The 19,637-nt window shown below is 37.6% G+C and carries 21 protein-coding genes; 7 read left to right on the top strand and 14 right to left on the bottom strand.

Features of this window, described 5'->3' with window-relative positions:
- Nucleotides 1-47 precede the first annotated feature (47 nt).
- The gene (locus tag ACFSFW_RS03190; RefSeq protein WP_388035153.1) at nt 48-1,646 is read right to left on the bottom strand and encodes a PH domain-containing protein; all 1,599 of its coding nucleotides are present in this window, start codon (nt 1,644-1,646) and stop codon (nt 48-50) included.
- The gene (locus ACFSFW_RS03185; protein ID WP_388035150.1) at nt 1,643-2,131 is read right to left on the bottom strand and encodes a PH domain-containing protein; all 489 of its coding nucleotides are present in this window, start codon (nt 2,129-2,131) and stop codon (nt 1,643-1,645) included. Before ACFSFW_RS03185 ends, ACFSFW_RS03190 begins: the two co-directional genes overlap by 4 nt.
- 219 nt (nt 2,132-2,350) lie before the next feature.
- On the opposite strand from ACFSFW_RS03185, the gene ACFSFW_RS03180 reads away from it, so the two are divergent.
- Entirely contained in the window at nt 2,351-2,791 is a 441-nt protein-coding gene (locus ACFSFW_RS03180) for a cell wall hydrolase (protein WP_304212257.1), read from the top strand.
- Between the two features lie 52 nt (nt 2,792-2,843).
- Here ACFSFW_RS03180 and ACFSFW_RS03175 read toward each other — a convergent pair whose 3' ends face one another.
- From ACFSFW_RS03175 to ltaS, 4 genes are all read right to left on the bottom strand, one after another.
- Nucleotides 2,844-3,902: a tartrate dehydrogenase gene (locus ACFSFW_RS03175; protein WP_388035146.1), complete on the bottom strand. Its 1,059-nt coding sequence runs from the start codon at nt 3,900-3,902 to the stop codon at nt 2,844-2,846.
- Between the two features lie 114 nt (nt 3,903-4,016).
- The gene (gene panF / locus ACFSFW_RS03170) at nt 4,017-5,477 is read right to left on the bottom strand and encodes a sodium/pantothenate symporter (protein WP_388035143.1); all 1,461 of its coding nucleotides are present in this window, start codon (nt 5,475-5,477) and stop codon (nt 4,017-4,019) included.
- Nucleotides 5,474-5,761, bottom strand: coding sequence for a YhdT family protein (locus ACFSFW_RS03165; protein ID WP_304212264.1), 288 nt, complete (start codon nt 5,759-5,761; stop codon nt 5,474-5,476). The genes panF and ACFSFW_RS03165 overlap by 4 nt, the downstream gene beginning before the upstream one ends.
- Before the next feature lie 123 nt (nt 5,762-5,884).
- Nucleotides 5,885-7,840 carry a lipoteichoic acid synthase gene (gene ltaS / locus ACFSFW_RS03160; RefSeq protein ID WP_388035140.1) on the bottom strand — a complete coding sequence of 652 codons (1,956 nt, stop codon included), beginning with the start codon at nt 7,838-7,840 and terminating at the stop codon, nt 5,885-5,887.
- A 502-nt stretch (nt 7,841-8,342) separates the two neighbouring features.
- Between ltaS and ACFSFW_RS03155 the strand changes: the two genes are divergently transcribed.
- Complete coding sequence (locus ACFSFW_RS03155) at nt 8,343-9,305, top strand: metallophosphoesterase (protein WP_388035138.1); 963 nt, start codon at nt 8,343-8,345, stop codon at nt 9,303-9,305.
- A 36-nt stretch (nt 9,306-9,341) separates the two neighbouring features.
- Here ACFSFW_RS03155 and ACFSFW_RS03150 read toward each other — a convergent pair whose 3' ends face one another.
- Together ACFSFW_RS03150 and ACFSFW_RS03145 are read right to left on the bottom strand one after the other, a co-directional pair.
- Nucleotides 9,342-9,767 (bottom strand): DoxX family protein, encoded by a 426-nt coding sequence (locus ACFSFW_RS03150; protein ID WP_304212270.1) that lies wholly within the window; start codon nt 9,765-9,767, stop codon nt 9,342-9,344.
- On the bottom strand, nt 9,757-10,422 hold the full coding sequence (locus tag ACFSFW_RS03145; protein ID WP_388035135.1) for an alpha/beta hydrolase: 666 nt from the start codon (nt 10,420-10,422) through the stop codon (nt 9,757-9,759). Before ACFSFW_RS03145 ends, ACFSFW_RS03150 begins: the two co-directional genes overlap by 11 nt.
- Before the next feature lie 241 nt (nt 10,423-10,663).
- Here ACFSFW_RS03145 and ACFSFW_RS03140 point away from each other — a divergent pair, with 241 nt between their 5' ends.
- Nucleotides 10,664-11,203: a helix-turn-helix domain-containing protein gene (locus tag ACFSFW_RS03140; protein ID WP_304212276.1), complete on the top strand. Its 540-nt coding sequence runs from the start codon at nt 10,664-10,666 to the stop codon at nt 11,201-11,203.
- Between the two features lie 166 nt (nt 11,204-11,369).
- On the top strand, nt 11,370-12,353 hold the full coding sequence (gene guaC / locus ACFSFW_RS03135; protein WP_388035131.1) for a GMP reductase: 984 nt from the start codon (nt 11,370-11,372) through the stop codon (nt 12,351-12,353).
- A gap of 46 nt (nt 12,354-12,399) precedes the next feature.
- Here guaC and ACFSFW_RS03130 read toward each other — a convergent pair whose 3' ends face one another.
- Nucleotides 12,400-12,828 (bottom strand): hypothetical protein, encoded by a 429-nt coding sequence (locus ACFSFW_RS03130; RefSeq protein ID WP_388035128.1) that lies wholly within the window; start codon nt 12,826-12,828, stop codon nt 12,400-12,402.
- Between the two features lie 35 nt (nt 12,829-12,863).
- Here ACFSFW_RS03130 and ACFSFW_RS03125 point away from each other — a divergent pair, with 35 nt between their 5' ends.
- Nucleotides 12,864-13,109 (top strand): DUF2164 domain-containing protein, encoded by a 246-nt coding sequence (locus ACFSFW_RS03125; protein WP_388035125.1) that lies wholly within the window; start codon nt 12,864-12,866, stop codon nt 13,107-13,109.
- A 49-nt stretch (nt 13,110-13,158) separates the two neighbouring features.
- Complete coding sequence (locus tag ACFSFW_RS03120; protein WP_304212286.1) at nt 13,159-13,323, top strand: hypothetical protein; 165 nt, start codon at nt 13,159-13,161, stop codon at nt 13,321-13,323.
- A gap of 94 nt (nt 13,324-13,417) precedes the next feature.
- Here the strand turns inward: ACFSFW_RS03120 and ACFSFW_RS03115 are convergent, their stop codons facing one another.
- Nucleotides 13,418-14,773 (bottom strand): MFS transporter, encoded by a 1,356-nt coding sequence (locus ACFSFW_RS03115; protein ID WP_388035122.1) that lies wholly within the window; start codon nt 14,771-14,773, stop codon nt 13,418-13,420.
- 139 nt (nt 14,774-14,912) lie between these two features.
- On the opposite strand from ACFSFW_RS03115, the gene ACFSFW_RS03110 reads away from it, so the two are divergent.
- Nucleotides 14,913-15,089, top strand: a complete 177-nt coding sequence (locus tag ACFSFW_RS03110; RefSeq protein WP_304212292.1) for a hypothetical protein — start codon at nt 14,913-14,915, stop codon at nt 15,087-15,089.
- Between the two features lie 16 nt (nt 15,090-15,105).
- On the opposite strand, the gene ACFSFW_RS03105 is transcribed toward ACFSFW_RS03110, so the two are convergent.
- From ACFSFW_RS03105 to ACFSFW_RS03090, 4 genes are all read right to left on the bottom strand, one after another.
- Nucleotides 15,106-15,336, bottom strand: a complete 231-nt coding sequence (locus ACFSFW_RS03105) for a DNA-directed RNA polymerase subunit alpha C-terminal domain-containing protein (RefSeq protein ID WP_304212294.1) — start codon at nt 15,334-15,336, stop codon at nt 15,106-15,108.
- A complete protein-coding gene (locus tag ACFSFW_RS03100) occupies nt 15,320-16,933 on the bottom strand; it encodes an ABC1 kinase family protein (RefSeq protein ID WP_388035118.1) in 1,614 nt (537 codons plus the stop codon). The genes ACFSFW_RS03105 and ACFSFW_RS03100 overlap by 17 nt, the downstream gene beginning before the upstream one ends.
- Nucleotides 16,934-17,028: 95 nt before the next feature.
- Nucleotides 17,029-18,087: an ABC transporter permease gene (locus ACFSFW_RS03095; RefSeq protein ID WP_388035115.1), complete on the bottom strand. Its 1,059-nt coding sequence runs from the start codon at nt 18,085-18,087 to the stop codon at nt 17,029-17,031.
- The gene (locus ACFSFW_RS03090) at nt 18,088-19,578 is read right to left on the bottom strand and encodes a sugar ABC transporter ATP-binding protein (RefSeq protein ID WP_388036012.1); all 1,491 of its coding nucleotides are present in this window, start codon (nt 19,576-19,578) and stop codon (nt 18,088-18,090) included. It abuts the gene before it with no gap.
- Nucleotides 19,579-19,637 lie beyond the last annotated feature (59 nt).

The raw sequence follows: 19,637 nt of genomic DNA, 5'->3' as shown, positions 1-19,637 counted from the left end.
TTTCCTTTATTATTACAAGTTAGGAGATAGATAGCAACTGATAGCGCTTATGATTTCCAATAGCTATAATGTTCTTCAACAAGATCTACATCTTCTTGACGCTTCATATACCATTTTTCAAATGCTTGAGCAAACGGTAATGGAATATCATCAATGGTCTCAATATGTGTTGGAGTTGAACGATTCATCGTTGTAATCGAGGCAACTTGGAAAAGGCTTTGTAATCTCGATTGAGAGTAAGACATTTCAATCAAATGTCTCCGTTTCGTTATAAACATGCGACTGGTTAGTCCACCATGCCACCATTGTACCTGTGACTCATTCACGGCATATCTCGTATGATGATAATCAAGAAACCTCTGCAATATAATGAAGCATAAGAAGACAACAGATAAGATCCACCAGATTTGCTCAATCCCAAAAAGCTCAGGTTTAAAGTAAAATAAACCGATTGTTACGATAAGCCATAACCAGCTTGGTTTCAGTAATTTAACCCACAACGATTTGCGTGGTAACCTTTCTAATTTACTTGTTTTCACCTGATAGATTGGTAGCAATTCTTCAATTAATTCATATGCTTTTTGGAGAGGTAAAAATGGATAAAGTGAGTTCACATTGATGGATTCATCGCCTTTATTCGGATTGGCAGAACTGATTAATTTGACTTCCGCTAAACCAAATATTCGCTTCATCAACGTCTGCTTTATTTCTAAACCTTGAATTTTCTTTTTTTCAATCGCAAAATAACTTTCATCAAGTACCCCTCGGTCAATGTAGATATATCGTGAATCTGAAGAAATTTCATATCTTCCATACCGGATAAATGTTCGAGCTACACCAAATGTAACGGCAATAATGATCGCAATAATCAGGACAATAACAAACAGCCATTTACTTGCAAGCAAGACCTTAAGTACTCCTTCTAGCTGATTGGTATCTGGTAAGAACGGTCTTAACGTATCCAGCCCGGCAAAAATAATTGGAATAATAGCTAGGAAGCTTAGGGATGTAAAACTAGCTTTCCACAAGTCCTTCTTCTCTGGCGTAAAATGAACATGACGTCTTTTTTCAAGAACATTCTGCTGTCCATTTTCTACGTATCCTGGTACATTCTCATCGTATTTTTCTATTGACTCTTCATTTGCATAATCTAGTGCATGATTTTCATGAATCTGCTCTACATGTTCAAATTTAAGTGCTCCCGCCTGTTGCTTACCAGTCTGAACGAGGTCAATTAGAAAATCAGCATGTTTTTTTGATAGTACGTCGAAATGGATGGAATCGTCCTCCCCGTCCATTGCCGTTTCAAATGTTAGAGATGTTAGACCAACAATTTTATGAAAGAGGGTGGTTTTTCGAGTTACGTTTTGGATTCTGGAAAACGGAATGGTGCTTGTACGCTTCACAAAAATCCCTTTATGAATATGGAATGTACGGTCTTTCCACTCATATTTTTCCACAAACCAACTAGCCACTATGTGAAGCAATCGCAAGAATACAAATAATAAAAACGCATACCTTCCATACACAAAGTACCAAGACTCTGAATCTCTTTGGATAACAAACAAAAGTACCAACAAGATGAAGTTATTCTTTATTAGTTGATAGATCTTAAAACCAATACTGAGTGGATGATATTTCATCATTCATCTACTTCCTTTAACTTTGCATAATCTGCTACTCTCTCGCTTAATTCAAGGGCAATACCCTCTTCCAAAGCAGGTATTGTATGAGATGAGCCCATAGTTTCAATTTTAATGGAACGTGCCTGATATTTTTTCAAGATGGGACCCTGGCTTGTCGAAACTGACTGGATTTTCGTCATTGGCACAGTCACCCACTCTTTCGTAAGTACTCCATAACGCATTTGAAGGTATTCATCATCAAACTGATAACTCCAGTTTCGATAAAGCAATTGGGGTTCAATAAAAGACCAAATCGTTCCGAGAATGGCAAACGCGAGCAATGCAATTAAAATCAAAAACGCCCAAGTTGGCCAGGAAAAATAATAATTCAACCAAAACAATAATCCCAGCACCAAAAATCCGATCATGTTCGTTATCGATTCAGATAGTAATCGTATTTTAGGAAAATCAGGGGATAATTGATTTTCTAATTTTATATCACTCACTTCTAGCAGCTCCTTATGATTAATCGTATTAGACATATTTACGATAACTATAGCAATAAAGTTTCATTATTTCCTATTTTTATAGAAGTTTGATCAATAAACAAAATTAGCATATCCTTGGTGACCAATGGATATCTGTTTGAAAATTGGGTTTAAATTTATGGAAAACCGACATCTTTTTAGGGTGTTTTCATACAATTTTTGTAGAGGTGATGGAAAATGGCAAGAGTAAAACATACAGACAAGGATGTTGATTTAGTAGCAAGGATGATGAGGGCAGAAGCTGAAGGCGAAGGGCGACAGGGTATGCTTATGGTTGGTAACGTCATAGTCAATCGAGCTGTAGCGGATTGTTTAGATTTTAAAGATGTAAGAACAATCAGGGACGTGATTTATCAAGTACAAGGTGGCAATTATTCCTTTGAAGCGGTACAAAAAGGGAATCTGTTCTATAACCCAGCAAGAGAGGTTGAAAGAAAATTAGCTAGGCAAACCTTAACCTTTTGGCGCGAGCATCCTTCAAAGTATTCTCTTTGGTATTTTAATCCATATGCTCCGTGTCCACCTACATGGTACGGTCAACCATTTGCAGGACAATTCAAAGACCATTGTTATTACGAACCAAAGGCAGGTTCATGTGATAGTGTTTATCGTCCTTAACCCCCATTTAATATGGGGGTTTTTTAATGTATAGGTATGAATTTTTCATTTTCTATAACGCTTTTAATCTTGCAATGATTTCGGTTGTTACCTCAGACGTCGAATGAGTCCCACCGATATCCGGTGTATAAATGCCAGCACTTGTTACACTCTCGATAACACTCAACAACTGCGAGCCAAGTTCCTCTTCACCAAAATGGTCTAACATCATTTTTGCTGTCCAAATTTGACCAATTGGATTTGCGATCCCTTTCCCAATGATATCTGGTGCAGACCCATGTACAGGCTCAAACATCGAAGGATACTTTCCATTCACATTGATATTGGCAGCAGGTGCAACGCCAATGCTTCCCATAATGGCAGCACCTAAATCTGTTAAAACATCACCGAATAGATTACTTGCAACAATAACATCAAAACGTTCGGGGCGCGTCACAAAGAAGGCCGCTAAAGCATCAATATGCTGTGAGTCAGTATTGATTTCAGGATAATCCTTCGCTACGTCCTGAAATATTTCATCCCAAAATGGCATTGAATAGACAATTCCATTTGATTTAGTCGCACTGGTTACATGTTGTTTGCGCTTCTTCGCCAATTCAAACGCATAGCGCATCGCCCGTTCTGTGGCCTTTCTTGAAAAAATAGCATTTTGAATCGCTATTTCATCTTCTCCTTGATAAATTCTACCTCCAACAGAACTGTACTCCCCCTCACTATTTTCGCGAACGACAAGTAAATCAAAGTCCTTCGGGTTAACTAGGGGTGAACGAATCCCTTTTAAAAGCTTTGCAGGTCGGAGGTTAATCACTTGCTCAAATTCACGACGAAGCTTAATTAATAACCCCCAAAGGGAAATATGATCGGGAACAAGTTTCACATTTCCAACCGCCCCAAGTATGATGGCATCAAAATGCTTTAATCGTTCAAGACCATCGGGTGCCATCATATCACCATGTTCTAAATAATACTCACAGCTATAAGGAAACTCGATAAAATCAAATTTTAATCCACCATGTATGTCTGCTACTGTATGTAAAACCTCTATCGCTGCGGGTACTACCTCTTTTCCAATCCCATCCCCAGGTATTGACGCAATCTTCAAATTTTTCAAAGCGTAAAACCTCCCTTAAGCTAGTCTCTTTTGTTCAAATCGTATCATATTGAACAGCATTCGGCCATCATAGAAAAATCGACAAGTACAGGCACTTGTCGATTAATAAAACATCTAATAAAACTTCGCATCCATATTTCGTAAATGTTCGAGGTCCTTTTCCTTCACCAATAAGCTCACACCAATATACGCAATGAGTGAGAATAGCACTGGCAGGACAACTGAATGCATACCAAATGGTTCTGATGAGATTGTATGGATCAGAATATAACTTCCTACCCCTACGAGAATGGAAGAAATGGCTCCGTATTTATTGCCTTTTCTCCAATATAATCCAAGTACGACCGGCCAGATAAACGCAGCTTCAAGACCCCCAAATGCAAACAAATTCAACCAAATGAGTAAATCAGGAGGATTGATTGCTAATAAAAAGACAAGAATACCAATCAGCCCCGTGACTGACATACTCAGTCGTTTAACTGTTAGATCTGATGCATCTGGTTTTATGTAGTTCAGATAGATATCTTTCACAATCGAAGAACCAACGATTAATAATAAAGAGTTTACGGTAGACATAATTGCTGCCATCGGTGCAGAAAGAACAACTCCAGCTAACCAGGGCGGTAATACTTCCATCGCAAGCAATGGCATAACCGTATCAGGAACTTCTACCCCCGGAATAATCGCTCTTGCGAATACCCCTGATAAATGCATCCCAAGCATAATAAATCCGACAACGACGGTTCCTATAATCATCGCTTGGTGCATTGCCTTTGAATGCCTGTACGACATAGCTCGGACCGCAATTTGTGGCAATCCAACAACTCCAATCCCTACAAGAATCCAAAATGAGGATAAATATAAGGGAGTAAGGGAGCCATCAGGCCCAAACGGTGATACGAGATTTGGATTTTCGGATATAAGTTCTTTCATTATTGCTGGTACACCACCTCCAGCGATAATTGTTCCGATTAGGATGATTAAGGTCCCAATAAACATGATGATCCCTTGTATCGTCTCTGTTAAAGCTACAGCTCGGAATCCACCAATCGTTACATAAATTAAAATGGAAAGAGCAAAAATGAACAATGAACTCGTATAGGACAAACCTGTTAACGATTCAATTAATCTTCCCCCACCTACCCATTGGGCGGACATTGACGCAAATAAAAAGATAATTATACTGCCTGCTGAAAGCAAAACTACCCACTTCGAATTATAGCGCTCCTTTAAAAAGTCGATGAGAGTAACGGCGTTGATTTTTCGTGCAACGATCGCAAATTTTTTCCCTAAAACCGCAAGAACAAAATAACCGGTAACTACTTGAATCATGGCTAGCAGTACCCATCCAAGCCCCATAGTGTAAGCAGCACCAGGACCACCAATAAAGCTACTGGCACTCCCGTAGGTAGCAACCATTGTCATTGCAAGCACAAATCCACCTAGCTCCCGGCTCCCCAGAAAATAATCTTGGAGAAATCCCGCACTCTCCTTTAATCGACCTGCAGCATATATACCAACTATAAAAATAATCACTAATAAAGCGATGAAAGGGATCAATACTTCCCAATTCATAAGGAGTCACCCCCTTCGTTATCATCAAACGGTACCTCTTTAAATACCTTTTTAACAAGAATGATGACTAACACAACAACAACTAGAAAACCCACCACACAACTGTAAAAAAACCAGCTGGGTAAGCCAAAAATATATGTATACTCTTCAACTGGCTTTGACCCTAAGCCATATGCAAAGCCAAACCACCAGAGGAAGTTAAAAACCGCTAATCCTATCCCAAGAACAGCCTCTTTTTTGGCAACCTTGTATCTACGGTCACCTGAATGTTTACTCTTATTCATAACGACTTCTCCTTACAATTATCAAAACATTGACGTAGTCTCATATCCTCTATACTGCCCCAAAATTCCCTCTTACCATCAAAAAAGCTACCTAAGAACGAACCTTAGGTAGCTTTTTACTTATTATTCAGCTGATTCCTCATCAATTAAATAATTGTAATCTGAACGATCAACCGGCTCAAATCCTGGTGGAGTATAGAAACGTAATAAGTCACCATTTACAACTTTATCAGAAGTTGCTAATTTTTCTTCAACGATGTCTTGAAGTTTCTTAGCAGAATCTAATTGATCCTCTGCAACCTCAACTCCAGTCGTAGAATCATAAAACTTACCATCGACTGATGAAATTGTTGGACTTACGAAATCTCCATTACGGAATGGTACAACTTGATCATGTTGTGGTGATAATAAATCAGTTCCGAATTGAACATACTCTTTTGTATCAATTCCAAGCAAGTGTAGAAGTGTTGGAAGAAGGTCGATTTGACCACCATATTGATGGTTTACCCCACCTTCCATTCCTGGAACACGGATAAACAATGGTACCCGTTGAAGGGATGCATTATCAAAAGCAGTGATTTCTTCTTTATCTAGGACTTGCTTCATGGCTTTATTATGGTTTTCAGAAATACCATAGTGGTCACCATACATAATAATGATCGAATTATCGTATAATCCTTTTTCTTTTAAGTCATTGAAGAATTGCTCTAAAGCTTCATCTGCATAACGTGCAGTTTGGAAATAACCATCAACAGAACGATCACCTGTAGTATGAGGTGCAATCGTTGCATCCTCTTCACTAATGCGGTACGGATAGTGATGCGTTACTGTAATAAATTTTGAATAAAATGGCTGCGGTAATGTATCTAGTAAATCCGCAGACTGCTCATAAAATGGCTTATCCATAAGTCCATATTCAGCAAGATCTTCTGGATTCATTTGATAAAAGCTTGAATCAAAGAAGTGATTAAAGCCAAATGACTTATAAATTTCATTACGGTTCCAGAAGCTTCCTGAGTTACCGTGGAACACTGCTGACGTATAGCCTTGCTGACCAAGAATCGCTGGTGCCGCTTGATATGTGTTCACGCCTTTTGTTGTAAAGGCTGAACCCTGCGGAAGACCATACATTGAGTTTTCAAGAATAAACTCCGCATCAGCAGTCTTACCTTGAGCTGTCTGATGGAAGAAATTATCAAAATACATTGTATTTTCTTCTTTAGTTAATGAGTTAAGGAATGGTGTTACTTCTTCCCCATTTAGCTTGTAATCAATTAAGAAATTTTGCATGGATTCAAGATGAAGGTAAATAACGTTCATCCCTTTACCAACCCCAAAATACTCCGGATTTGGTTCAGCGTAATTTGCTTTCGTATAGTTAATCACTTCGATACTGTCATTACTGTCTGCTAACGCTCTTTGCGTTGAAGCTTTTGTACTTTGAACAGCATCATAAATAGTATAGTTGTACATACCTAGATATTTCACAATATAGTGGCGGTCAAATCCACGTGTTAATAGCTGTGGACGATCAGCCTCTGCAAGAGAAAGGTTAATAGCTGAAATCAAAATCGCAAACGCGAATAAAGCAGCCACTTTAATTCCTCTCAAGCTTGTTGTCGTTTCAACTTTTATAACTTTGAAGACCACAAGTGCTACTAATACAAAAAAGTCAACAAAAAATAAGATATCATATGGTTTTAAAAGTGAAGTTATACTTCCACTCACATCACCAAAGTTTTGTGTTTGGAACAATGTTGGCAATGTAATAAAGTCACTAAAGAATCGGTAATACATAATATTTGCGTATAAAAGGAATGACATTAGAAAATAGATAATAAGAAGTCTTCTATATCTCTTCTTCCCTTTACCCAAAAATGATAAACCTAAGAAAAATAAAGCCGATCCCAGTGGATTTAATACTAATAGAAACGTCTGTAATGAGTTATCAATACTCAAGTTAAATTCAGTTGATTGTGAAATATATGTTTTCATCCATAGGAGTAACACTGCTAATAAATAAAAGCCAAAAAAGCTAGTGAAGATATTTTGACCACGTTTTAGAATGTTCTTTTTCATGATTGCACCTACCTTCAATTTAAACAAAAAAATTATATTCTCTTCTACGAAAACTCAAAAACCATTCTATCAAGTAATTATGAACAAATTATTAACATACGTAATAAAATTTACATTTGCGGTACATTCACTTACTTTACTACGTTTCTTTAAAAAGTCAAGAGTCCTAAAAAACCCCGAAATTTTCTTGCAACTTATGTATCCCCTTACACTCTAGCCTGTACACCATTTTTACAAACTTTTATAAAATACGTTACATCCTTAGAAATTATGACCACTTTTCCTTTACAAAAAAAGAGCAAAATCACAGACGAAACAATATATTTCAATTATACTACTATAATAGGAATTACTTTATTTGGAAAGGGCTATTCGAACTATGTTTTTTCTTGCAATTTTCCTATTTCTCTTAGTTTATTGTGGTATGTGCTTCTTTTTTGGGTATATGGGATGGAAATGGCTCAAATACTCTTTTTTATTTCGACATAAAAAGACATACACATTGGTTATTCTAGTTCTATCATTAAGCATTTTTGTAGGTTACTCCACTTCCTCTGCAGTCTTACAAACAATTGGTTATTATTGGTTAACACTGACAGGTTATGGGCTCATTCTTTTGCCAATCGCAATTCTATTATTTTTTCTATTTAAAAAGAAAGGTATTCGCGTAATTGGCTTTGGTGTACTTTTTGTGTATATCCTTATTTTTGGATTCGGGACTTTCTATGCATGGAATCCTGTTGAGAGAACCTATGAAGTCTCGATGAATAAAAATTCGGATCGGGACCATTTAAAAATCCTAATGGCTTCCGATTTTCACCTTGGTAGTATCGTTGGTGAAAACCATCTTAAAAAGCTCGCCCATTTAGTAGAAGAAACTCGTCCAGATATCGTGTTAATCCCTGGAGATCTAATCGACGATCATATTGAGCCCTTTTTAAAGGAGAATATGGGACAAACCATGATGAAAATCAAGGCACCACTTGGAGTATACGCTACTCTTGGAAATCATGATTATTACGGCAGTGATGATGAAAAAATTGTCGAAGAAATGGAAAAGCTCGGTATCGAGGTTTTAACAGATGAAGTTACCTTGATTGAAAATGGTATCTATATAATAGGAAGAAATGATGATACTGATGATAATCGCGCTGGAATAAACGAGCTTGTTGCGACCCTTGATCAATCAAAACCGATGATTATGTTAGACCATCAACCGAATGAACCGAATGAACTTGATGCAGCTATGGAAAGCGGAGTTGACTTACTTCTGTCAGGCCATACACACCGTGGACAAATGTTTCCCGGTAACCTTATTACCAACATGCTTTATGAAAATGACTACGGTTTGTTGAAAAAAGGCGATTTTTATTCGATTGTGTCGTCTGGATTCGGTACATGGGGTCCTCCCCTCAGACTTGGAACAAGATCAGAAGTTGTCGTAATCAATGTGGAATTTAAGTAAAAAGCATTACCTCACAGGAGGTAATGCTTCTTTAAATTAGTTTACTGATGTTGTCTTATTTTCTTTTGCTTTACCAATAAGCTGGTCAAGAGCAAATGCTTTAGAACCAGTTATCGCAAGCATCACAGCCATTGCAAGAAACGCTAAGTCTAATTCATAACCTGCCATCTGACCGTTACCAAGAAACCCTATTGCAAGTTTTACTTTTACAATTGCTCCAACCATTACTACAGCAAAAAGAATCGAAACAACTCGACTAAATAAGCCAAGAACTAACATAATTCCTCCAACAAGTTCAATAACGGCTACACCATAAGCCACAACACCAGGAATTCCTATGCTCTCAAACCAGCCTGCAGTATTTTCAACTCCACCTTGGAACTTATCTAGCCCATGAATAAAAAACGTAATCCCTAAAACAACTCTTATAATTAATTGACCTAATTCAAATTTATTTTCCATTTGTATTTCCCCCATTTTTTAGAATGTTAGTGATCCATTCAATAAAATCACGATAATTTTGTAATGAAACGGTATGTCCTTCTGGATAACAATGAAAACTTACATTTGCCTTTTGCTTTTCAAAAAACTCCTTGCTCTCTACTCCCCATTCAAATGGAAGAACAGGATCATGTTGCCCATGCGAAATGAAGATTGAAAGGTTTTCGACGGGTTGTATATCATAATCCTCTTTAACAAAGGCAGGGATATACCCACTTAATGCAACAATGCCCTTAATACGGTTTCCTAAGGCAAGCCCTAAAGTCATCGAAACTATTGCTCCTTGGCTAAATCCTAGTAAAAAGATACTATCTTGATCGAACGGATAATTTTGCGAAGCATAATCAAGAAAATTTTCAAGTTGACCAATGCTTTGGTCGAATACCTCTCTGTGCGGTTTACCATAACCCTCAATTGTAAAGAATGCATACCCTGGTGGCTGTGTTAATGGCCCACGAATACTAAATATATAAAAAGTATCCTCCAACCCTCTAACTAGCGAAAGAAGATCTTGTTCATTGCTCCCCATACCATGCATTAAAAATAGAGCAGGATATTTTTTATCGGGATCAATTGTTGAAGGATGGCGCAGTTCATAGGTAAATGGTGAATTCAAGTAATGTCCCCCTCCTTTATGTTATTTACTTATTAAAAGGTTCCTCACAGCGCTGTATTTATATAGAGATAAAATATTCTTATTAGGAAACTATCTGACAAAAAGAAAAACCTATACAGGTTTTGTTTTCTAATATGAATATTTGTTGTTTATAAGATAACAAGGAACCTAGTAGCTTGTCAACATTTTTTTTGCTACTATTAAAGAAAGTTTCATACTAGAAAACATGTGAGGTAAAGCTATGGATATTGGTACAAAAATTCGTGCGATACGAAATCGAAAAAAAATCACAATCGCCCAAATGTGTGAAGGCACTGGTCTATCAAAAGGTTTTATTAGTAATGTTGAAAACAATAATACGTCTCCATCCATTAATACACTAAAAACAATTTCTGATTTTCTTGAAATTCCACTTCCCTACTTATTATTAGAAAAGAAAGAACATATGCGTGTTGTTCGTAAGGATGATAGAACGACTACCTCCTTTAACAATTTAAAAGTAGAACACCTCACCTCTAAAGGCGGGCTTCGTATGATGATTGTCGAATGTCCACCTGGTGCATCAATGGGAGAGCCGAACGCCCATGAAGGGGAAGAATGCCATTTGGTCTTACAAGGAAAAATTCTTGCTGAACAAGGAGAAGATTCCGTTATTGTTGAGGAGGGAGATTCTTTCAGCTGGAATGCAAGCGTCCCGCATTTCGTAAAAAACATTGGGGATACGAAGGCTGTGATCTTAATCTCCGTTTATTCTGATTCAGAATTAAATGATATTTTATAGTACAAGCTTGCGTACAACGCAGGCTTTTTTTCATGGTTATTCGTTAGTTCGTAGGCCAATACTAAAAAAGCTTTGACAACGGTTTAAAAATCATGTAAATTATCTAATGTACGAACATTATTGAACAACCAAGAAAATAATATTCGGTTTTAGGAGTGTTTTTTAAATGGAAAATGTATTTGATTATGAAGATATTCAGTTAATCCCTGCAAAATGTATTGTTAACAGTCGTTCAGAGTGTGACACAACAGTTGAATTTGGTGGCCACACATTTAAACTACCGGTTGTCCCTGCAAACATGCAGACCATTATAGATGAGAACATCGCATTATTTTTAGCTGAAAATGGTTATTTCTATATCATGCACCGTTTTAATCCAGAAAAACGTGTCGATTTTATTAAGGATATGCAATCACGCGGTTTAATCGCTTCTATCAGTGTTGGAGTGAAGCCCGAGGAATACACGTTCGTTGAACAACTTGCTGAAGAAAATCTTGTACCTGAATTTATTACAATTGACATTGCACATGGTCATTCGAATTCAGTAATTGAAATGATTAAACATATAAAAGCGCATTTACCAAAAAGCTTCGTAATCGCTGGTAACGTTGGTACTCCAGAAGCAGTAAGAGAACTAGAAAATGCTGGAGCTGATGCTACAAAGGTTGGAATTGGGCCTGGTAAAGTGTGTATCACTAAAATTAAAACTGGTTTTGGAACTGGTGGTTGGCAGCTAGCTGCACTTCGTTGGTGTGCAAAGGCTGCAACTAAGCCTGTCATAGCTGACGGTGGTATCCGTACGCATGGTGATATCGCAAAATCAATTCGCTTTGGTGCAAAAATGGTCATGATCGGTTCCCTTTTCGCAGGACACGAAGAGTCACCAGGTGAAACAACAGAAGTCGAAGGTAAGCTAGTTAAGGAATACTTCGGTTCAGCTTCTGAATTCCAAAAAGGTGAAAAGAAAAATGTTGAAGGCAAGAAAATCTATGTTGAGCACAAAGGCTCATTAAAAGATACACTAAAAGAAATGGAACAAGACCTTCAGTCCTCTATCTCTTATGCTGGAGGAACGAAACTAGATTCCATCCGCCACGTGGATTATGTGATCGTTAAGAACTCAATCTTTAATGGTGACCGAATCTATTAATTATAAAAGGATGAGCTATCGCAGCTCATCCTTTTTCTTTTACGGCTTAGTCTTGGTTTTGATTTTCTTGGTTACTCACTGATTTTTCAACTAGCTCATCGATGAACTCGTATTCAAGTTCCGTATCAGTAGATGTATAAAAGAACCCCTTATACCTAATGGTGTCACTTGAATTTATGATCAACTCCTTCATGGGCTCGTCGTTTGTATCGTATATCGTTGTGTCAAAGCGGTATCCCATATAACCAGCCGAAAGCTTTCCTTTTTTAAAGGTCACTTCATTTAAATTAGTAATAATACGGTTGATTTCTTGTTCGGATACAATATCCATTCTGTATCCAGAATTTCCATCTACAATATGGATTTTTGAAACCTCATCGGGATTGATATCAAATATCTTGTGAGGAACATATGTAAAACTGTATAGTAAAACAATAAGCAGTGGTACGATAATTAAAATTGTTTTTAATTTCATCATGCTTCCACCTTTATAGAATAGGAGTGTTTTGATTGTTTATTAAGTTATCGAAAGAACAACAGCAAATGATGATTTCGGACATACAAGCCTATTTCTCGCTAGAAAGAGATGAAGAAATCAGCGAGTTTGCGGCAGAACAGGTCTTACATTTTGTCAAAGAAAAACTAGCACCACATATTTACAATGCTGCAGTACATGACGTGAAAGCAGTGGTGGACCAACAATTCGCCTCCCTTGACGACGAAATTTTAACACTTGAACGCCCCATAAGAAAGTAGAGTATATTTTACTCAATTGCCTACACTACCTTTAAGGGGTGAAATGCATATGACAAAAGACAAACAAAACTTTTTTGATCCAAATGATACATATGGCATTTTAAAATCTGAGATGGAAGTTGATACAGATGTCAACGAAGATCAGAATCGAGAAAGGTTACTTGATGACTCAGTTGAAGCATTTTTAGAACTTAAAAAAAGCCTAACTGAATAGTTCGTGGAAAAGAGCGAGAATCCTTCTTAACTTGGGATTATTTTTGTAACACAAAAACAAGCCATCATGCCCCAGCTGCATGATGGCTTTTCCTTTACCACTGTTCAGTCTTTGTTTTTTGATTCGTTACATAAAGCATTCCAGGTATGATAAGCAGCGAAACGGCCAATAAAGCGATTGTCATCGAATTTTTACTACTATCATGTAATCCAACGGCAAACACAACCCCGTATATGCTTGAGGCTAAAATATTCCCGATAAACCTTGAGGTCATTAAGAGACCTGAGGCGATTCCCGATTGAGCAACGCTGATAAAACTATACAATAAGTTTTGGAGGCTAATGTTCATCAGTCCGTTACTGATTCCAAACAATGCTAATACGATGATTATCCAGAGCAATGAGGAATTTTTCGTAGTCGCAAACAGGAATCCCACTCCTACAATACCCACTGCTGCCCCAACTAGTAATGGAACTCGGTACCCTACTCTTTCTGCCCATCTTGTTGCAACTGGCGTTGTGACCATGGCACATACGGATAGCGCCAACATCATCAATCCTGTATATTTCGAACCTAAACCGATCACTTCCTGCAAATAAGTTGGTGTAAACAACAAGATCGAAAAGAATATCAATGTTGATAAAATGTACTGCGCATAAACAACGGAAATAGTCGGATTCTTTCTTAAAAATACAACATTGATTAACGGGTCTGCTTTCTTTTTTTCGTATGTATAAAAAAGGACAGATAATCCTAGTGATAGGACGAAGTACCCTATATTAAATCCGCCTTCCACTGATAGCAAAAAGACCATCCAACTCGTGATGAATGCACTAAATAACAGCATCCCAATGATGTCCCACTTAAAAGAGGTCCCTTTTGTTGGCTCGTCTTTTGGAATATAGAACACGGTTAAAAATGCGGAAAGGAAAATGACTGGGAGATTTACATAAAAAATAACCGGCCAGCCACCATATTGAATGAGCAGTCCACTAATTGTAGGTCCAAACGCAGCAGATGTTGTTGCGAACACCGCCAATGTTCCGATTACCCGATTTTGATTTTGTTTAATATATAAGCGAACCATACCAATCCCTGCAGGATACAGAGCAGAGGTGCCAATGGCTTGAATCAATCTCAGGCCAAGTAATGTCATCATGTTTTGTGACAAGGGTGCTAAAACAGATGATAGTAAAACGAGCAATAACCCGATGAGAAAGATTTTTTTCCTACCATAATGGTCGCTGAGTCTTCCGATAATGGGTAAAAAAATAGCACTTACAATGAAGTAAGAGGCGATTAACCACGAAATATCCTTAGAAGAAAGCGTGAAATCGTGCTGAATCGAAGGTAAGGCAACCGTAATCATCGTTGTATTAAGCGGATTTAAAATCGCACCCAATGCAATTGCAATGATTACTAATCTTGGTTTTTTTATTGTTTCAGACATTCTGAATTCCCCTTTTAGCCAATTGCTAATAGTGTATCACACAAACAAATTGGGCGGGTGAAGAACAATTTATGAAAAACGGATAATCTCATCTAAGTCGTAAAAGCTACAAATAGACTAAACTAATTGGAGGTTTGATATGATTAGTAGAGCAACCAAAATCACAACATTGTTTTATATTGGGATTTTTGCGGTTATCTTAACAACAATCTATACGATTATCATCATGATTCAAGGTAGTAGAACGATGAAGATGATTCGTTACATGTACAATCAAACTAAACAAAGTGTTGAACATGAAAATCGCGGGGAATAACCCTCGCGATTCTATTTTACGCTTCTGTTTTAAAAGCAAGCCCCTTTTCCCCTAGCGCTAATCGAATCTCCCTAATGGCAGTTGGACCCACACCATGTAAAGCCAATACTTCTCTCTCGGTTAGCTTTGTGAACTGTTCTAGCATGATGTATCCCGCTCCACGCAAAGCACGTAATGCTGGTTTACTTAATTTTAACTCATCAATTTCAGACAAAAGAAACACTCCTTTTTCATCTCCGTTTTTCATGCATATGCCTCATCCATTTTTTCTGTTTCTGTGTAACTTTAAAATATCCAATACTTGAGATTGCTGTTAGTCCACCAGAAAGATAAAGCAAGATTAATTGTGAAGTAAAAATACTGACTCCCATTCCTATAATGCCAAGTAAAGACAACTGAAATAAATGCTTTTTATTCGTTTCATAAATCGTAAATTGGAATTCTCTTCTATGTTCAATTTCCTTCAAATCCTCTAATTTTTGAGGTAACTGCAAGAACTGTTGGACTGAATGGAAAATCTTAAACACTGGCTGTGCCTGAATCCATTGCCAGACCAATGACCATTTCTGATTGCCTTCCTTGTTCAACCAGCTCGTGAACACTGGTTTTACTATTTCCACTACATCATCCTCAGTGATTAGATTGAGAGTAATCCCTTCAATTGCTACAAAGGATCTCCCTAAAAAGATAAATCGTGTTGGGACTTGGATCGGTAGTGCTTGAATGATATCATTCATGTCACGTTTAAAGGCAATAAGGTCTATCTCCTTTAATTGAGACAGTTCAAACGACATCAATTCCTCTAACAGCTTTTCCATTGTACGATGGTCAGCCTCAGGCAATAAAAATCCTAATTGTGATAAACAATCAACCGTTTTTGAATAATTCTTGGTAAGAAAGCTTTCAATTAAACCTTGAAACTGTTTCGCATCTTTTTTCGAAATTTCCCCAATCATCCCGAAATCAAGTAAGATGATTTTCCCTTCCTTTGATAGCAGAACATTCCCAGGGTGAGGGTCGGCATGAAACATACCTGGTTCCAGCCATTGTGGAAGGAAAAGTTCTATTAAACTCTGGGCAATCTTTTTCCGGTCAATGGATTGGATATCCTCGATACTTGATATCTTTATACCATCAACCCATTCCATGACAAGAACCTTTGAAGTACTGTACTCTGGGTAGACCATTGGAATTTTGACATTGTACATATCCTTAAACCGCTCGGAAAAGGACTCAAGTGTTTGTCTTTCCTTTGTATAATCTAACTCTCGCTCAATTACTTGTTTTATTTCTTTAAATAGGACCTTGAAGTTAATAAATCCCTTCGGAACTGGTACAAAATGATCAGCAAACCAAATAATAATCGCTAACGACCGGAAATCCGTTTTTAAAATCGACTGAATATCTGGCCTTTGGACTTTGATTGCAACCTTCGCTCCATTTTTAAGAACACCCTGATATACTTCACCAATGGACGCAGAAGCAATTGCCTCTTTATCAATTGATTGAAAAATGCTATGAATAGGTCGATCCCACTCGTCTTTAAGAATTCTCTCAATATCACTCCAATTTGAAGAAGGAACCTTATCTGTTAGATCCTCTATTTGCTTAATAAAAGGTTTGGGAAGCAAATCAGCCCTGGTGCTTAATATTTGCCCTACCTTAATCAGTAAACCTTCCAATTCAAAAAGCGTTTTGCGAAATGTTGTACCTATCTGCTCCCAAAGTTTATCCCATTCAGCCTGTGGCTTTCTACGAAGTTTATACCAGTAGATTTTACTGAAAATCAAAAAAGCCATCGAAAGAACTTTGGTCATTCGAACCAACTTATTTTTCGTCTTCATTTAGAGACCTCTCATTTCTTAAACTTCCCGTATTAAATTATTCAATAAAAAAAGCATTTCTCCTTTAAAAAGAAATGCTTCTTGTAAATATCATCTTATGACGTTTTTTCTTTTTTCTGCAATAAAACAGCAGCAATTACAATTACACCTTTAAATGCTTCCCTTAAAAATGGTGGTACCCCGAATAGGTTAAGAAGGTTATTCATGACGGCAATGATTAGCATCCCGTAGACCGTTCCTAGAATGAAACCTCTTCCCCCCATCATGTTTGTTCCTCCAACAACCGCTGCTGCGATTGCATCCATTTCCATTCCTCTTCCTGCATTTGAAAAGTCCATTGATCCAATTCTTGAAACCTGGATGATTGCGGCTATTGACACAAGCAGCCCCATAAGAGCATATACCTTTAGTTTCACTTTTTCTACATTGATACCAGATAACTTGGCGGCTCTTTCGTTTGATCCAACCGCAATGATATGTCTTCCGAAGGTTGTTCTTTTCGATACGTAGTAAAGTATATAGGCAATGATTGCCCAATATATAATTGGCATAATCATATAGTTTCCAATTTTAAAGCTTGCGATTTGTAAAAATTCAACTGGAACAGTAGGATTATATCCTTGCATGAAGTGCTGTGTCACACTTCTAAATATCATCATCGCTCCTAATGTTGCAATAAACGGGGGAACATTCCCTTTTGTAATACTAACTCCAATAAGTGAACCTAATAGATACCCTGCTAGTAAAACCAGTAGAATTGTGATGATAAATGCAGGTGCACCTGTGATTCCCATCATTCCCAGAAACCCTTTTGTACTCGTATCTAGGAGCATCATCGAAAAGGCGCCAGTGACAACCAAGGTTGAACCAACAGCTAAATCAATTCCGCCTGTCATGATAACAAAGGTCATCCCTAAAGCAACAATCGCTGTCCCTGCATTATTGCGTAAAATATTAATCCAGTTATTGATCCACGACTGAAACCATTCTCCAAATGAATCATAATCAAAGCCTAAAACCAATGTTTGTAAAATAACCATAATGATTAATGCAATTGCGATACTGAATAGTGGGTCATTTGACCATTTATATTTAAACCATTCCAAAAAGTTTTTCTTATTCTTGATTGTTGTTTGATCGATACTTGGCTTCATTTAGCTTACCTCTCCCTCACTTAAGTCCCCACCTGTTGCAAGACTCATGATGGAATGCTCATTCATATCTTCTCCAGCGACTTCCCCCTGGATGGTACCATGATACATGACGATTGCTCGATCACAGACGCGTATGATTTCATTCGCTTCACTGGAAAGAACAACAACTGCAATATTTTCTTCAGCTAGTTTTAAGATAATGTCATAGATATCTTCCTTCGCCCCAACATCAACACCTTGGGTAGGATTGTCCAAGATAAGAAGTTTTGGGTTAGCAGCCAACCATTTTGCTAGGACAACCTTTTGCTGATTTCCTCCAGAGAGACTCGTTATACTGTCAGTAAGGTCACCCATTTTCAATCGTAATGCTTTTCTATGCTCTTCGAAAATCTCCTGATGCCTTTTAGTATTAATCGTTCCCCGTTTTGAAAACGTTGGCCAAGTAACGATTGAAGCATTTTCTAAAATGTTCATATCCTTGATAATGGCATTTTCTTTGCGATTTCGTGGCAGATAGGCAATTCCTTCCTTAATTGCTTTCGTCGTACTCGTTATCTTTACTTCCTTACCGTTCAGGAGAATCTTCCCTGATGAAATCTCGTCTGCTCCAAAAATAGATTGAAAAAGTTCACTTCGTCCATCACCGAGAAGCCCTGTAAAACCGACAATTTCTCCCGCTCGAACTGAAAAGCTAATATCCCTAAAGTTATGACCAGAAGTTAAGCCTTCAACACGTAGAATCTCATTTCCTAACTTCTTCTCTCTGATTAGAGATTCTGTTCTCACATCATGTCCCACCATATATCGTGCAAGATCATTCGTTGTTACTTCGCTGACATTACCTTCAGACACCAAGTTACCATCACGAAGCACAAGATAGCGATTACAAATCTCCATAACCTCATTTAATTTATGAGAAATAAAGATAATACCGACATTATGTTTCTTTAAGGTTCTCATCATCGCAAAGACTCGATCGATTTCCTGGTCTGTTAAGGAAGTCGTCGGTTCGTCCATAATAATAATCGACGCATTTGTCATCATAGCCCGGCATATTTCGATGATTTGTTTATAGGAGGCATCAAGTTCTCGAACCAATTTATTCGGATCAAGGTCTACGTTCATTTTGGTAAACATCTCTTTTGTTTCTTGATACATTTTCTCTAAATTCAAGCTGCCTCTCTTTGTTTTCAACTCTCGGCCGAGGAACATATTCTCATAGATTGGTAAATCGTTGATTAAGTTGAGCTCTTGGTGGATGAAGGCAATTCCAGCATCCTGAGATTGTGCTGGTGTAGCAAATTCCACTTGTTTCCCGTCAATGTGTATAGAGCCAAAGTCCGTCTGCAAAACTCCACCCAAAATATTCATCAATGTAGACTTTCCTGCCCCATTTTCCCCAAGCAATGCGCAGATTTCACCGCCTTTTAAGGAAAAAGATACATCCTTAAGTACATGGTTGCTTCCAAAGGATTTTCGGATTTGTTTCATTTCAATTAACACGTCATCACTTCCAAACCTTTAAAGTCACTACAAGGCTCACAAAAAAG

It is taken from the genome of Ferdinandcohnia salidurans (assembly GCF_042680725.1).
GTDB classification, from domain to species: Bacteria; Bacillota; Bacilli; order Bacillales; family Bacillaceae_L; genus Ferdinandcohnia; species Ferdinandcohnia salidurans.
Note: the sequence above shows the minus strand (reverse complement) of the source record. Positions and strands in the feature narration are given on the sequence as shown.

Excerpts from the sequence above, each read along its gene's own strand:
- ACFSFW_RS03140 (WP_304212276.1), top strand. The coding sequence starts at position 10,664 with ATGGATATTGGTACAAAAATTCGTGCGATACGAAATCGAAAAAAAATC.
- ACFSFW_RS03095 (WP_388035115.1), bottom strand. The coding sequence starts at position 18,087 with ATGAAGCCAAGTATCGATCAAACAACAATCAAGAATAAGAAAAACTTT.
- ACFSFW_RS03090 (WP_388036012.1), bottom strand. The coding sequence starts at position 19,578 with ATGAAACAAATCCGAAAATCCTTTGGAAGCAACCATGTACTTAAGGAT.
- ACFSFW_RS03115 (WP_388035122.1), bottom strand. The coding sequence starts at position 14,773 with ATGTCTGAAACAATAAAAAAACCAAGATTAGTAATCATTGCAATTGCA.
- guaC (WP_388035131.1), top strand. The coding sequence starts at position 11,370 with ATGGAAAATGTATTTGATTATGAAGATATTCAGTTAATCCCTGCAAAA.
- ACFSFW_RS03165 (WP_304212264.1), bottom strand. The coding sequence starts at position 5,761 with ATGAATAAGAGTAAACATTCAGGTGACCGTAGATACAAGGTTGCCAAA.
- ACFSFW_RS03120 (WP_304212286.1), top strand. The coding sequence starts at position 13,159 with ATGACAAAAGACAAACAAAACTTTTTTGATCCAAATGATACATATGGC.
- ACFSFW_RS03110 (WP_304212292.1), top strand. The coding sequence starts at position 14,913 with ATGATTAGTAGAGCAACCAAAATCACAACATTGTTTTATATTGGGATT.
- ACFSFW_RS03130 (WP_388035128.1), bottom strand. The coding sequence starts at position 12,828 with ATGAAATTAAAAACAATTTTAATTATCGTACCACTGCTTATTGTTTTA.
- ACFSFW_RS03180 (WP_304212257.1), top strand. The coding sequence starts at position 2,351 with ATGGCAAGAGTAAAACATACAGACAAGGATGTTGATTTAGTAGCAAGG.
- panF (WP_388035143.1), bottom strand. The coding sequence starts at position 5,477 with ATGAATTGGGAAGTATTGATCCCTTTCATCGCTTTATTAGTGATTATT.
- ACFSFW_RS03150 (WP_304212270.1), bottom strand. The coding sequence starts at position 9,767 with ATGGAAAATAAATTTGAATTAGGTCAATTAATTATAAGAGTTGTTTTA.
- ltaS (WP_388035140.1), bottom strand. The coding sequence starts at position 7,840 with ATGAAAAAGAACATTCTAAAACGTGGTCAAAATATCTTCACTAGCTTT.
- ACFSFW_RS03190 (WP_388035153.1), bottom strand. The coding sequence starts at position 1,646 with ATGATGAAATATCATCCACTCAGTATTGGTTTTAAGATCTATCAACTA.
- ACFSFW_RS03105 (WP_304212294.1), bottom strand. The coding sequence starts at position 15,336 with ATGAAAAACGGAGATGAAAAAGGAGTGTTTCTTTTGTCTGAAATTGAT.
- ACFSFW_RS03100 (WP_388035118.1), bottom strand. The coding sequence starts at position 16,933 with ATGAAGACGAAAAATAAGTTGGTTCGAATGACCAAAGTTCTTTCGATG.